The organism is Rhizobacter sp. (genome assembly GCF_032229685.1).
Lineage (GTDB): Bacteria > Pseudomonadota > Gammaproteobacteria > Burkholderiales > Burkholderiaceae_C > LMDS01.
This window is the reverse complement of sequence record NZ_JAVTWP010000031.1, coordinates 513767-527989: the sequence shown is the minus strand read 5'-3', so window position 1 is coordinate 527989 and position 14223 is coordinate 513767. Positions and strand designations below refer to the sequence as shown.

Sequence of the window (14223 nt, the reverse complement as noted above, 5' to 3'; positions counted from 1 at the left end):
CCGGGAGCGCCGAACTGCCCAAGTCTGCGGGCACCTCACCGGATTGATCGTCCACCCGGGTTCCTTCGCTTGACGCACCCGGGAACGCCGGCTAGGCTGATACAAAGTACGGAACGACTGTTCCGATATCAGAACGCCTAGGAGACAAGTCACCGTGCAGCCCTCGCTGGCATCCTTCCAGCCGGAAGCCGCTTTGTCGCACAGCGACGCTGCACCCATGGCGCTGGGCCGCGTGCTGCGCGCGTTGCGCTTGCTCGCCGATGAGCCGGATGGCCTGACGCTGGCGGAGTTCATGGTCCAGCTCGGCGCGCCCAAGACCAGCGTGCACTCCCTGCTGCGTGGTCTCGCTGCAGAAGGCTACCTGCAGCGCCACGACACGGTGTACCGGCTCGGGCCGGAATCATTCGTCCTCGGTGCGGCACTCGTGGCGGCACGGTCGCTGGCCATCGTGGCCACGCCCTACCTGCTCGATGCGCGCGCCCAGTCCGGTGAGACGATCCTGCTCGCCGTCATCGACCGGGCCGCCGGCCGCCTGACCTACACGCAGATCATCGAGAGCCACAAGCCGGTCCGCTACACCGTGCCTGTCGGAACCACGCGCCCCCTCTACGCCGCAGCGGCCGGCCGGGTGCTGCTGGCGTTCCAGGACGACGCCTGGCGCCGCGACTACCTCAAGAGCGCCGACCTGCGCGCGCTGACGGACAAGACGGTCACCGATCGCCGGCAGCTGGAGCGGGCCCTCGACCGTACCCGCGTCGCGGGTTACGCATCGACCTTCGGCGAAGTGACGCCCGACGTCGCGGGCTTTGCGGCACCGATCTTTGATCCGAACGGTCAGGTCAATGCCGCGGTGATCGTGGCCGCGCCCATCGAGCGCGGCCGCGCCGCGGCCGAACGAATGACGGGCATCGCGATCGATGCTGCTTCTCAACTGTCACGGGCGCTCGGCCACCGCATCGGGCCGGCACCCTCCTCTCAACGAACCGCTGGAAAGAAATGAGCAACGAACTGCTTTATGAAGTGAGCGACGGCGTAGCCGTCATCACCATCAACCGGCCGGAGCGCAAGAATGCTCTGAACCGTGCCGTGCGCCAGGCCTTCTTCGAGGTCTGGCCGCGCTTCGAGGCCGATGAGTCCGCCCAGGTGGCGATCCTCACCGGTGCCGGCGACACCTTCTGCGCCGGCATGGACCTGGTCGAGGCCGCCGACACGGTGCTGCGCATTCCGCCGAAGAACTTCATGCCGGTGCTCGGCGACAACGTCGAGGTCACCAAACCCGTGATCGCCGCCGTGCAGGGCTATGCCTACGCCGGAGGCTGGCTGCTGGCCCAGATGTGCGACCTTTGCGTCGCCGACGAGACGGCCAAGTTCGCGATCACCGAAGGCCGGGTCGGCCGTGGCATGCCCTGGGCCTCGCCGGTGATCCACATGCTGCCGCAGCGCATCCTGATGGAAGTGGCGATGACCTGCGACCCGCTGACGGCACAGCGCGCCTACGAGCTCGGCTACGTGAACCGCGTCATGCCCAAGGGGCAGGCGCTGCAGGGCGCGCGCGAACTCGCCGCCCGCATCACGGTGAACGCCCCGCTGACCGTGCGCGGCGCCAAGGAAATGGTTCGCATGGCCACCGAAATGGGTCGCACGGCTGCGCTGCGCGCGTCGCACCGTGCGTTCGACGCCGTTTACCTCAGTGAAGACGCGCTCGAAGGACCGCGCTCGTTTCGCGAGAAGCGCAAGCCGCAATGGAAAGGACGATGACATGATGATTCGCACCACACCGATCCGCAGCGCGAGGATGGCCGCTTGCAAGCCCGAGCCACGCACCGTGCAACTGACGAGCGCGCTGGCGGCCCAGAATGCCGCCTGGACCTTCGACGATCTGCCCGCCGACGCCCGCACGCTGGTGCGCCAGTGCCTGCTCGACTGGATCGCGGTCACGTTGGCCGGGGCCCAGGAGCCACTGACCCACATGCTGGCCGAGGAAGCCCGCGAACAGGGCGGCTTCGCGCACGCCACCGTGGTCGGCCACGGTTTCGCCACCAGCTGTCGCCAGGCCGCGCTGGTCAACGGCGCGGCTTCGCACGCGCTCGACTACGACGACGTCAACATGTCGTTCACCGGGCACCCCACGGTCGTGCTGGTACCGGCCTTGCTCGCGCTCGCCGAGGCCCGCGGGGCGAGTGGCGCGGACTTCATGACCGCGTTCGTCGCCGGCTACGAGACGCTGTGCCGCATCGGCGCGGCGGTCTCGCCCGGCCACTACGCGCGCGGGTTCCATGCCACCGGCACGATCGGCACCTTTGGCGCGGCAGCGGCCTGCGCACGTCTGCTGCAGCTCGATGCCGACGATACGGCCACGGCGCTGGGCATCGCGGCCACCGAGGCGGCGGGCCTGAAGGCCATGTTCGGCACGATGTGCAAACCGCTGCACGCCGGCCGCGCCAGCGCCGACGGCATCATGGCGGCTCAGCTCGCCGCGCGGGGCTTCACCAGCCGCAACGACGCGATCGAGGCCCTGCAAGGTTTTGCGGCCACCCACGGGCCTGACTTCGACCCCGGGGCCGCGCTGCAGCGGCCGGCGAACGGCCTGCACCTGCGCAACAACCTGTTCAAGTACCACGCCGCGTGCTACGGCACGCACGCCGCGATCGAGGCGACGCGCCAGCTCTGCGAGCAGCATCGGCTGACCTCGTCCGACGTGCGGCGCATCATCGTGCGTGCGCCGGCCAGCAGCGACGGCGTGTGCAACATCGCCGCGCCGCGCACCGGCCTGGAGGCCAAGTTCAGCCTTCGGCACACGGTAGCGATGGTGCTCGCCGGCGTCGACACCGCCGACATGGCCAGCTACAGCGACAGTGCAACCAACGATGCGGCGCTGGGCGGACTGCGCGAGCGCGTGCACGTCGAACTGGCGCGCGAGTGCAGCGCCCTGACCCAGGCCGAAGTCGAGATCGAGACAGTCGCCGGGCCTCGCGTGCGGCAGCGCCACGACAGCGGCATTCCCGTCACCGACCTGGCAGCACAGCAGCAACGGCTCGAGGCGAAATTCCGCAGCCTCACCCGCCCCTTGCTCGACGAGCAATCCTGCGACGAGGTGCTGGAACTGATCGAGCGGCTCGACGAGTTGCCCGACCTCTCGCCGCTCGCCGGCCTGCTGGCGTGCCAGCCGCCGCGCACGCAGCGGCATTGAGCCGCCGCAGCCGTTTTCAATTGCCCTGAAGAACACACCGAATGAACTTTCTTACCGACGAACAACTGGCCTGGAAAGACTCCGTGCGCCGCTGGGTCGACCGCGATATCGGCCGCGAGTACATCCGCAAGTGCGACATGGACCGCGCGTTCCCGTTCGAGGCCTACGAGAAGGCCGCCAAGCTCGGCTTTCATAGCCTGCTCGTGCCCGAGGCCGACGGCGGCGACGGCGGCGACGTGTTCTCCTACGCGCTGCTGTGCGAGTCGCTCTCGACCTATGGCGTGGACTTCTCGGTGGCGATCGCCGGTGGCATCTTCACCGCGATGAACCTGGCGCTGCACGGCAGCGAAGACCAGAAGCAGCGTTTTCTCAAGCCCTTCATGCGCGGCGAGGTCCGGTTCCCGATCTCGATGTCGGAGCCGAACGCCGGCTCCGACGTGGCCAACGTGCAGACCTTCGCCACGCGGGACGGCGACGACTTCGTGCTCAACGGGCAGAAGCTCTGGTGCAGCGGCGCCGGCAACCGTGGCGCGGTGATCCTGATGCTGGTGCGCACCGAACGCACGGAGGACAAGCGCAAGGGCCTGTCCGTCCTGATCGTTCCGAACGACCTGGCAGGCATGACGATCCGCCCGCTGCAGACGCTGGCGCGGCGCTCGGTCACGACGACCGAAATCTTCCTCGACAATGTGCGCGTGCCGGCCGCCAACATGCTGGGCGCACCGGGCGAAGGCTGGAAGATCATCGCCGGCGAACACCTGTCGCTCGAGCGCGTGGCAGTGGCGGCGAGCTATGTCGGCAACGCCCAGGGCGCGGTCGACGATGCGCTGGCCTATGCGCAGCAGCGCGTGCAGTTCGGCAAGCCGATCTTCGAGTTCCAGGTGATCCGTCATATGCTCGCCGACATGCAGACCCAGACCGACGCGGCCAGGCTGATCACCTACCGCGCCGCCGACTTGGCCGCGCGCGGCCTGCCTTGCCGCAAGGAAGTGGCGATGGCCAAGCTGTTCGCTTCCGAGACCCTGCAGAACGTATCTCGCCAGGGCATGCAGATCCTCGGCGGCCACGGCATGGTTCCCGAAGGCGACATGGAGCGTTACTTCCGCGAAGGCATGCAGGCCACGGTCGGCGGCGGCACCTCGCAGATCCAGCGCACGATCATCGCGCAAGAGATGCGCATCTGATGGGCACCGCCGTTCCGGTCGCGGCCACCGTGCCCGCCATCGCTGCGGTGGCCGCGACCGTGGTGCTCGTGCGCGACGGCGCGCGCGGGCTCGAGACCTTGATGGTGGTGCGCCACCACGAGATCGACTTCGCCAGTGGCGCGGCGGTGTTCCCGGGGGGCAAGATCTCGGCATCGGACCGCGACCCGCGGCTCGCGGCACGCTGTGGCGCGCCGCAGGGTCTCGACGATCAGCAGCGGGCGCTGCGGGTCGCGGCCGTGCGCGAGACCTTCGAGGAAAGCGGCTTGATCCTGGCCCGCAGCAACGGCGCGTTGCTCGACGGTACGCAGCGCGCAGCGCTGCATCGGCACTGGGCCGAAAGAGTCGCGGCCGGTGGCGAGGCATTCGTCGACATGGTCTGCGACGAAGCGCTCGAACTGGCGCTGGAGGCGCTGCTGCCCTTCGCCCACTGGGTCACTCCCGAGATCGCGCCGAAGCGCTTCGACACCCACTTCTTCATCGCCGCGGCGCCGCCTGGCCAGATCGCGCAGCACGACGGATCGGAAGCCGTGGACTCCTTCTGGGTGCGCCCCGCCAACGCGCTCGACGACTGCGAGCAGGGTCGGCGCACGATCATCTTCCCGACGCTGGCGAACCTGGCCTTGCTGGCGCAATCGCCCGACGTGGCCGGTGCGCTGGCCGCGGCGCGGGCACGGCCGGTGACCCGCATCCAGCCGACGCTGGGCAAGCGCGCCGACGGCAAGACCGTGCCAATCATGCCCGTGGATTGCGGCTACCCCACCCTGACCGCGGGCCTGATGAACCTGGTCGCGCGCTGAACCGAACGAAAGCATCGCCATGGAAATTCTCGGCATCGGACTGCACTTCGAGGACCTGCCGCTGGGCCGGCAATTCCGCACCATCGGCCGCACGGTGACGGAGGCCGACATCGTCAACTTCTGCACCTGCACCGGCATGACCGAGGTGCTGTTCACCGACCTCGAATTCCTGCGCACCGAATCCGACATCAAGGGCCGCGTCGCTCCCGGCGCGCTCGCCTACACCTTCGCCGAAGGTCTGCTCGTGCACGCGACGATGCAGCACACCGGCTTCGCCTTCCTCGAGATGGACCTGAAGGTGCACAACCCGGTGTTCGCCGGCGACACCCTGCATGTCGAATGCGAGGTGATCGAGGCCCGGCTGAGCAAGAGCCGGCCCGGCCGCGGCCTGGTGCGCACCCGCAACCGGATCGTCAAGCAGGACGGCACGCTCGCGATCACCTACACGCCGATGCGCATGATCAAGTGCCGCGACAAGGCGGCAGGCTAAAAGGCGCGCAGCCCATGCAAGCCTATGCGCTGAACGACGAGCAGCGCGAGATCCAGGCCCTGGTGCGCCGGCTGGCGCGCGACAAGGTGGCGGCGCGCGCCGCCGCCATCGACCGCAGCGCCGAATACCCGCAGGACATGTTCGATCTGCTGCGCGAGGTCGGCCTGTTCACGATCCCGTTCCCGAAGGAGTACGGCGGCACCGGCAGCATGCTGTCGGCCGCGCTGGCGATCGAGGAACTCGGGCGCGTCTGCTACAACACGGCCTACCTGCTGATCGTGCAATGGGTGCCTTTCGGCGCCATCCTCGCCGCAGGCAACACCGAACAGAAGCAGCGCCTGCTCGGCCCGCTGGCCGCCGGCGAGTTGCGGGGCGCGTTCTCCACCACCGAACCGCAGAGTGGCTCTGACGTGGCCGGCATCCGCACCCGCGCCCGGCGCTGCGAGGGTGGCTACCGCATCACCGGCTCGAAGATCTGGTGCACCAACTCGCACATCGCCGACTTCGTCCTGGTCGCCGCCAAGACCGGCGACGCCGAAGGCGCCCGCGCCATCAACCTGTTCATCGTCGAGCGCGGCAGCCCGGGCTTCACGGTCGGCCGCCAGGAAGACAAGATGGGCGCGCGCGGCGTGCCTTCGTGCCCGCTGTTCCTCGACGACGTGTTCGTTCCCGAGTCCAACCGCATCGGCGAGGACGGGCGCGGCTTCAAAGACGTAATGGAGGCCTTCAACCAGAGCCGCCCGCTGATCGGCGCGCGCGGTGTCGGCCTGGCGCAGGGCGCCATCGACCACAGCATCGAGTTCGTCACCAACCGCGTGACCTGGGGCCGCAAGGTCAGCGAGAACCAGGGCATCCGCTGGATGCTGGCCGACATGGCGATGCAGACCGAGGCCGCGCGCCAGCTCGTCTACCGTGCCGCCGCGGTGGTCGATGGCGGCGCATCGGGGATCGAGCTCGCACCGATCGCCGCGATGGCCAAGTGCTTTGCCAGCGACACCGCGATGCGCGTGGCGACCGACGCGGTGCAGCTGTTCGGCGCGGCCGGTATTTCGGCCGATACGCCGATCAACCGTTACTTCCGCGACGCGAAGGTGCTGCAGATCATCGAAGGCACCAACCAGATCCAGCGCAACATCATCGGCGACAGCCTGCTCGGGCGCGCGGCGCGCTGAGCGCCGCCGCCATCACCGACTCCTGCGAGGCCCGCATGACCACCCACACCCCACCCGCCGCCAGCACCGCGCCGGCCGACATCCTCGTCGAGCGGCGCGAAGGCGTCGCCATCGTCACCCTGAACCGCCCGCAGGAACGCAACCCGCTGGGACTGGCGTTCCCCGACCAGATGCTGGGCGTGCTGCAGGCGCTCGACGACGACCTCGGCCTGCACGCCGTGGTGCTGACCGGCGCCGGCAACGCGTTCTGCGCCGGCGCCGAGCTGGGCCAGGTCGTGCACCCCGACGGCGTCGACCCCGAGGTGCAGTTCCGCCTCATCCGCGGCCTGCACAAGGTGGTGCAGCGCATCCGCGACCTCGAACTGCCCGTGATCGCCGCGGTCAACGGCGCCGCGGTGGGCGGTGGCGCGGCGCTGGCCATGGCCTGCGACATCGCCGTGGCCTCGGACCGGGCGCGCTACTTCTTCGCCTTCGGCCGCCTGGGTGCCGCGGCCTGCGACATGGGCTGCTCGTACCTGCTGCCGCGCATCGTCGGCAGCGTGCGCGCCCGGCACTGGCTGCTCACCGGCGCCAGCATCGAGGCCGAGGCCGGGCGCGCTGCGGGCCTGTTCGTCGACGTCGTTCCCGGCGAGCGCCTGCTGGACGCGGCGCTGGCCATCGCCGCGTCAATCAAGATGGCGACACCGCGACGCGCTGGCGCGGCCAGCAAGCTGTCGATCGCACGCGGCGAGGACACCGATCTGCAGGCCTGCCTGAGCTACGAGGCCTATGTGCAGAACTACCTCTTCTCCACCGACGACCACAAGACCCGGCTGCGCGCGCTGATGGCGCAGCAAAAACGCAAGTAGGGCCTGCGCTGGCTGGCTGGGCCGGCCGCAGTTCAGCAGGCGTCCGGCGGGGCTGCGCCGTCGACGGTGATGCCGCGCGCCAGCAGGTCGTCGATCTGCGTCGGGGTCAAGCCGGCCTCGCAAAGCAGCGCCACACTGTGCTCGCCCAGCCGCGGGGCTTGGCGCTGCGGCAGCGGCGGCGAGGCCGACCAGCGCGTGGGCACGGCCATGGTCCGGATCGCGCCCTCGCTCGGATGTTCGACGTCCTGGAAGAAGCCCACGGCGTCGAGGTGCGGGTCGTGCAGCAGCGAATCGGGCGTGTGCATCGCCATCGCCGGGATGCCGGCGGCCTCAAACAGGCGCAGCCATTCGGCGCTGCTGCGCCCGGCCAGTTCAGCGGCAAAGAGATCGTTAAGCTCGCCCACGTGCCGCGCAACACCGGCCTGGTCGGCGAAACGCGCTTCGGCCTTCAGCTCGGGCCGCCCGATGATGTCGAAGAAAGCGTGCCAGTGCGCCGGCGCATAGGCCGTGGCGCCGAGGTGGCCGTCCAGCGTCTTGAACGGCCGCCGCGCGAAAATGCGCGGGTAGCCGGTGCCGCCGATCGGCGGCCTGAAGCTCTGGCCGTACAGGTGCGGCGTCATCGTGAACTGCACCATGCTCTCGAACATCGGCACCTCGACCATCTGGCCCTGGCCGCTGCGCTCGCGGTGCAGCAGCGCGGCCAGCAGGGCATAGGTGGTCACCAGGCCGACACCCTGGTCGGCGATCCAGCCCGGCGCGTACTGCGGCCCGCCCTGCGGTGCGGCCAGCTCCGCCAGCGCGGCCATGCCGCAGCCGGCCTGGATCAGGTCGTCGAGCGCGGCGCGTTCTGCATAGGGGCCGTCCTGGCCGAAGCCGACCAGGGCGCAATAGACGAGTTTGGGGTTGACGCCGGCCAGCACCTCGTAGCCCAAGCCCAGGCGCTCCATCGCCTTCGGGCGCACGTTGCACACCAGCGCGTCGGCGCTGCGCACCATCTGCAGCAGCGCGTCGCGCCCGGCGGCGTCCTTCAGATCGAGCACGACACTGCGCTTGCTGCGGTTGAGCTGCAGAAACAGCGACGACATGCCGGCGTGGCGGCCCGGCGCGTTGTGGCGCGTCAGGTCGCCCTGCGGCGGCTCGATCTTGATCACGTCGGCACCCAGATCGCCCAGGGTCTGGGTCGCGTACGGGCCCATCGCGACGCTGGTCAGGTCGAGGATGCGCAGGCCCGCGAGCGGGCCTCTCGATTCGACCTGCACCGGCATCTCAATCCGGCGTGATCAACGCCACCACCGCGTTGCGCTCGACCGTCTGCCCGGCCTGGCAACTGACCGACGCCACCGTGCCGGCGCACTCGGCGACGATGCGCATTTCCATCTTCATCGATTCGAGGATCGCGACCACCGCGCCGCTCTCGACGCGATCGCCCGGCGCCACGTTGACCTTCAGGATCAGGCCCATCATCGGCGCCTTCAGTTCGCCGCTGGCCTGCGCCGCGGTGCTGATGTACGACAGGTAGGGCACGACCTTCAGGCTGTGAACGCCACGCCGGTCGTGCACGTAGAGCATGTCGCCGTCCTGGTGCAGCCGCACGGTCTCGCGGCACGCATCGGTGATGGCGAGGAACATGCCGCTCTCGCCCGCCGGCGACAGCTGCACGTTGACGCGCTCGTCGTTCACGCCGACCCGCATGCTGCCGTCGGTGCGCAGCGGCGCAAAGCGGATCTCGGCGCTCACGCCGTCGGTCGTCTCGACATGCAGGGTCGGGATCGGCCCCATGCCGTCGCCGCCGGCGTTCATCTGCCAGCCGCTGCCCGGCCAGCTGGCCCAGGGGCTGCGCGCGGTGCCGGCGCCCTGCCGCTGCCGCTGCAGCCAGTGGCAGGCCGCCACCGCGAGGGTCTGCGTGTCGTGGCGCGCGGCGCCCAGCGCCCAGCCGGCGATCTGCTCGTCGATCAGGCGCGTGTGGAAGGTGGCGGCGCGCGTTTCGGGCAGGTCGATCAGGTGCTTGAGGAAACCCTGGTTCGTGGTCACGCCGAACACGGCGGTCTCGTCGAGCGCCAGCTTCAGGCGGTCGAGCGCCTCGTTGCGCGTGGGCGCGTACGTGATGAGCTTGGCCAGCATCGGGTCGTAGTACGGCGTGACCTCCATGCCGCTCTCGATGCCGGTCTCGACCCGCACGCCGTCGCTGGGGAAGCGCACCTGCGACAGCTTGCCGGTGGACGGCAGGAAGCCCGCCGCCGGGTCTTCGGCGCAGATGCGCGCCTCGACCGCGTGGCCGCGGATGCGCACGTCGCCCTGCTGCACCGGCAGGCCTTCGCCGCTGGCGATGCGCAGCATGATCTCGACGATGTCCAGCCCCGTCACCATCTCGGTCACCGGGTGCTCGACCTGCAGACGCGGGTTGACCTCGAGGAAGTGGTACTCGTCGGCGCCGACGATGAACTCGACCGTGCCCACGCCCCGGTACTTGAGCCGCTCGCCCAAGCGCACCGCGTCGGCCGCCATGCCGTCGCGCATCTTCGCGCTGAGGTTGGCCGCGGGTGCCTCCTCGATCACCTTCTGGTGGCGCCGCTGCAGCGTGCACTCGCGCTCGAACAGGTGGATCACTCGGCCCTGGCCGTCGCCGGCGATCTGGATCTCGATGTGGCGGCCGTGGCGGATCAGCTTCTCGACGATCAGCCCGGCGTCGCCGAAAGAATTCTTGGCCTCGCGCATCGCCGACTCGATCTCCAGCTCCAGACCCTCGAAGCTGGTGATGCCGCGCATGCCCTTGCCGCCGCCGCCGGCCGCGGCCTTGAGCATCACCGGCAGGCCGACAGCGCGCACCGACGCAGCGATCGCGGCCGGATCGACGCTCGGCGCCTCGCTGCCCGGCACGATCGGCACCTTGGCGGCCTTGGCCTCGCGCTTGGCCGCGGCCTTGTCGCCCAAGCGCTCGATCACATCGGCCGTCGGGCCGATGAACACCAGACCCGCCGCTTCGACGGCACGCGCGAAGCTGGCGTTTTCGGCGAGGAAGCCGAATCCCGGATGGATGGCTTCGGCCCCGACCGACTTCGCGGCGGCGATCACCGCGTCGATGCGCAGGTAGCTTTCGGAGGCTGGCGCGCCGCCGATCTCCACCGATTCGCCGATCTGCCGCACATGCAGCGCGTCGCGGTCGGCGCTGGAATGCACGCCGGCCACCGCCACGCCCAGCCGTCGGCAGGTGCGGGCAATGCGGCAGGCGATCTCGCCACGATTCGCTATCAGAATTTTCTTGAACACGGCGTCGATTCCCAGGTCACATCCGGAACACGCCGAAGCGCGAAGGCACGGCCGGCACGCGGCCGGCCAGGTCGAGCAGCAGCGCCATCACATCGCGCGTCTCGGCCGGCTCGATGACCATGTCGCACCAGGTGTTGCGGGCGAAGTTGTAGGCGTTGGCGAAGTCCTCGAAGGTCTTGCGCACCGGCGCCTTGTAGGCTTCGCGCTGCTCGTCGCTCCAGCTCGTGCCGTCGCGCTTGTGCTGATCGTCCTTGACCATCGCCAGCGTCGTCGCGGCCTGGTCCGGGCCCATGATCGCGGCGCGGCCGTTGGGCCACATGATCAGCGCATTCGGCTTGAACGGGCGACCGCACATCGCCAGGTAGCCCGCGCCGTACGAGCCGCCGATGATCAGCGTGTACTTGGGCACGTTGGCGCAGGTCATCGCCGTGATCATCTTTGCGCCGTGCTTGGCGATGCCGGCCTCCTCGGCCTCGCGGCCGACCATGAAGCCGTTGATGTCGGCCATGAACAGCAGCGGGATGTCGCGCTTGCAGCACAGGTCGATGAACTGCGTCGCTTTCATCGCGCTTTCGGAGAACAGCACGCCGTTGTTGCACAGGATGCCAACGTCGAAGCCCTTGATGCGGGCGAAGCCGGTGATCAGCGTGTCGCCGTAGTCAGGCTTGAATTCGTGCAGATCGCTGCCGTCGATCAGGCGCAGCACGATCTCGCGGTTGTTCGTGGGGATGCGCGGGTCGGCGCTGATGATGGCGTTGATCTCGCTCGGCGGGTGCAGCGGTTCGATGGTTTCGGCCACGTCGCGGCGCTGGGCGGGGACATCCCCGAGGTGGGCGACGATGTCGCGCAGGATCGCCATCGCATGCGCGTCGCTCTCGGCCAGCCGGTCGGTGTTGCCGTCCTGGCGGTTCGCGCGCTCGGCATCGGCACCGGAGGGCATCGCCGCATCGCCGATCGCCAGTGCACCCTGATCCCGCACGATCACCACCTCGTCGCACACGGCCGCCACGAATGCGCCCGCGTCGGCGGCCGGGCCGTGCACACTGGCGATCTGCGCGATGCCCTCGCGCGACATGCGCATCTGGTTGTACAGGATCGAACCGAACTGGCCGTCGTCGGCGAACACGCCAGGCTTGGCGCCGCGCTCCGCCACACCCGGGCGCCCGCCCGACTGCACAAGGGTCAGGCAGGGCAGCCGGTGCATCCACGCGAAGCGCTGGGCGCGCACGTGCTTCTTGCAGGTCGTGGCGGTGTAGGTGCCGTCGTGCACGGCGGCGTCGTTGGCGATCACCATGCAGGGCCGGCCCGCGACCATGCCCACACCGGCAACGATGCCGGCGCCCGCCGCATCGTCGCCGTACAGGCCCTCGCCAGCAAGTTGGCAGAGTTCAAGGAAGGGCGAGCCGGGGTCAAGCAGCGCGCTCACGCGTTCGCGCACCAGAAGTTGCCCGGCGTCGCGCAGGGTCGCTCGCACCGCGTCGGAGCCGGCCGCGACGGCCGACGCGCGGCGTGCGCGCAGATCGTTGACGCGGCCTTCGTAGAACTCGCGGTTGGCGCGCAACTCGTCGGGGCTGGCCGCGAGGGCCGATTTGATGACGCTCATCGCATGCTCCCGCCGGCACGGGCCGGGTTTGCTACGGGCCGGGCCGCGGGGGTCGTTGATTTCATCGGGGTGCTGTGAATAAGTTGCAGGAGTCGGCGCGGGACGACTAAGATAACAAACATTCGTTAGGTTGCCAATCCTCTTACGCCATGAATTCGATCCGATCCGACCTCGCCGTCGACACCACGGCCTTCGAGCGTCAGCGCGACGCCTACCTGCCGATCGCGGCCGCGCTGCAAGAGCGCCGCGACGAGGCCACACTGGGCGGCAGCGAGAAATCGCGCAAGCTGCACAAGAGCCGCGGCCAGATGCTGCCGCGCGAGCGCATCACCGCGTTGCTTGACCCGGGCTCGCCCTTCCTCGAGATCGGCCATCTCGCCGGTGCCGACCTGTACGAGGGCGTGCCGCCGGGGGCGACCATCATCACCGGCGTCGGCCAAGTCTGCGGCCGCCCGTGCATGCTGATCGTCAACGACGCCACCGTGAAGGGCGGCACGATGTTCGGCATGACGACCAAGCGCCACACGCGAGCGCAGTTGTTCGCCTGGCAGCACCGCCTGCCCTGCATCACGATGGTCCAGTCCGGTGGCGGATTTCTGCCCGACCTCGAGAACATCTTTCCCGACGACGGGCAGGCCGGTTCGATCATGTACAACCAGGTCAAGATGTCGTCCGAGGGCATCGCGCAGATCGCGCTGGTGCACGGGCCGTCGACCGCCGGCGGCGCCTACATCCCGTCGCTGTGCGACGAGGTGGTGATCATTCGCAACCAGGGCGCGATGTTCCTCGGCAGCCCGCAACTCGTCTTCGCCGCGACCGGCGAAGTGGTCGACATCGAGCCGTTGGGCGGGGCCGAGATGCACAGCCGGCTCAGTGGCGTCACCGACCACATGGCGGAAGACGACGCACACGCCTTGAAGATCACGCGCGAGATCGTCGCTCACCTGGGCGAACCACCGCGCCTACGCTGGACGCCGGCGCCGGCCGAGCCGCCGACGTACGACCCGGGGCAACTCACCGGTCTGGCGCGCATCGGCGACAAGGACAGCGTCGACTGCCGCGAGATCATCGCGCGCCTGGTCGACGCCAGCCGCTTCCAGGAGTTCAAGCAGCTGCATGGCGAGACGCTGGTGTGCGGCTTCGCGCGCATCGAGGGTTTCGAGATCGGCATCCTGGCCAACAACGGCGCGCTGACCTCGCAGGCCAGCGCCAAGGGCGCGCACTACATCGAGCTGTGCTGCCAGCGCGACATCCCTCTGCTGTTCCTGGTCGATTCGCCGGGCTTCGCCGACAGCAACCAGGCCGACCAGCGCGGCATCGGCAAGCACGGCGCCAAGCTGCTCAATGCGGTGGCGAACGCCGACGTGCCCAAGTTCACGCTGATCATCGGCCAGGCCCATGGCGCGGCCTACTACGCGATGTGCGGTCGCGCCTTCAAGCCGAACGCGCTGATGATGTGGCCCAACGCGCGCGCCGCCGCCTCGCATGACGCAAGCGACGATGTGGCCGGGGCGCTGAACTGGGCCCGCCATCTGTGGTGCGACATGATCATCGACCCGACCGAGACGCGCTCCGTCCTCGCCCAGCTGCTCGACGTGGTCGGCCGAACGCCCGCAAAACCCACCGAGTTCGCCGTGTTCCGGATGTAAGC

The 14223-nt window shown here is 69.2% G+C and carries 12 protein-coding genes; 9 read left to right on the top strand and 3 right to left on the bottom strand.

The features are described 5' to 3' along the window. Window positions 1–154 precede the first annotated feature (154 nt). The 8 genes from AC30PD_RS14175 to AC30PD_RS14140 are packed head-to-tail and all read left to right on the top strand — an operon-like array spanning window position 155 to window position 7702. A complete protein-coding gene (locus AC30PD_RS14175) occupies window positions 155–1000 on the top strand; it encodes an IclR family transcriptional regulator (RefSeq protein ID WP_489536283.1) in 846 nt (281 codons plus the stop codon). Beyond that, window positions 997–1758 carry an enoyl-CoA hydratase-related protein gene (locus tag AC30PD_RS14170; protein WP_448169708.1) on the top strand — a complete coding sequence of 254 codons (762 nt, stop codon included), beginning with the start codon at window positions 997–999 and terminating at the stop codon, window positions 1756–1758. Before AC30PD_RS14175 ends, AC30PD_RS14170 begins: the two co-directional genes overlap by 4 nt. 1 nt (window position 1759) lies before the next feature. Beyond that, window positions 1760–3190 (top strand): MmgE/PrpD family protein, encoded by a 1431-nt coding sequence (locus AC30PD_RS14165; protein ID WP_489536282.1) that lies wholly within the window; start codon window positions 1760–1762, stop codon window positions 3188–3190. A gap of 41 nt (window positions 3191–3231) precedes the next feature. Continuing rightward, a complete protein-coding gene (locus AC30PD_RS14160; protein WP_489536281.1) occupies window positions 3232–4374 on the top strand; it encodes an acyl-CoA dehydrogenase family protein in 1143 nt (380 codons plus the stop codon). Beyond that, window positions 4374–5192 (top strand): NUDIX hydrolase, encoded by an 819-nt coding sequence (locus AC30PD_RS14155; protein WP_489536280.1) that lies wholly within the window; start codon window positions 4374–4376, stop codon window positions 5190–5192. The genes AC30PD_RS14160 and AC30PD_RS14155 overlap by 1 nt, the downstream gene beginning before the upstream one ends. 19 nt (window positions 5193–5211) lie before the next feature. After that, the gene (locus AC30PD_RS14150; RefSeq protein WP_489536279.1) at window positions 5212–5682 is read left to right on the top strand and encodes a MaoC family dehydratase; all 471 of its coding nucleotides are present in this window, start codon (window positions 5212–5214) and stop codon (window positions 5680–5682) included. A 14-nt stretch (window positions 5683–5696) separates the two neighbouring features. After that, window positions 5697–6854 carry an acyl-CoA dehydrogenase family protein gene (locus AC30PD_RS14145; protein WP_489536278.1) on the top strand — a complete coding sequence of 386 codons (1158 nt, stop codon included), beginning with the start codon at window positions 5697–5699 and terminating at the stop codon, window positions 6852–6854. A gap of 35 nt (window positions 6855–6889) precedes the next feature. Beyond that, window positions 6890–7702, top strand: coding sequence for an enoyl-CoA hydratase/isomerase family protein (locus AC30PD_RS14140; protein WP_489536277.1), 813 nt, complete (start codon window positions 6890–6892; stop codon window positions 7700–7702). A gap of 32 nt (window positions 7703–7734) precedes the next feature. On the opposite strand, the gene AC30PD_RS14135 is transcribed toward AC30PD_RS14140, so the two are convergent. Genes AC30PD_RS14135 through AC30PD_RS14125 form a run of 3 tightly spaced genes read right to left on the bottom strand, consistent with a single transcriptional unit; the run spans window position 7735 to window position 12572 of the window. Next, entirely contained in the window at window positions 7735–8961 is a 1227-nt protein-coding gene (locus tag AC30PD_RS14135; protein WP_489536276.1) for a CaiB/BaiF CoA transferase family protein, read from the bottom strand. Window positions 8962–8968: 7 nt separating this feature from the next. Further along, window positions 8969–10969, bottom strand: coding sequence for an acetyl/propionyl/methylcrotonyl-CoA carboxylase subunit alpha (locus AC30PD_RS14130; protein ID WP_448169716.1), 2001 nt, complete (start codon window positions 10967–10969; stop codon window positions 8969–8971). A gap of 16 nt (window positions 10970–10985) precedes the next feature. Next, entirely contained in the window at window positions 10986–12572 is a 1587-nt protein-coding gene (locus AC30PD_RS14125; protein WP_489536275.1) for a carboxyl transferase domain-containing protein, read from the bottom strand. A 149-nt stretch (window positions 12573–12721) separates the two neighbouring features. Here AC30PD_RS14125 and AC30PD_RS14120 point away from each other — a divergent pair, with 149 nt between their 5' ends. Then, window positions 12722–14221 carry an acyl-CoA carboxylase subunit beta gene (locus AC30PD_RS14120; RefSeq protein WP_489536274.1) on the top strand — a complete coding sequence of 500 codons (1500 nt, stop codon included), beginning with the start codon at window positions 12722–12724 and terminating at the stop codon, window positions 14219–14221. The last annotated feature ends 2 nt before the right edge of the window (window positions 14222–14223 follow it).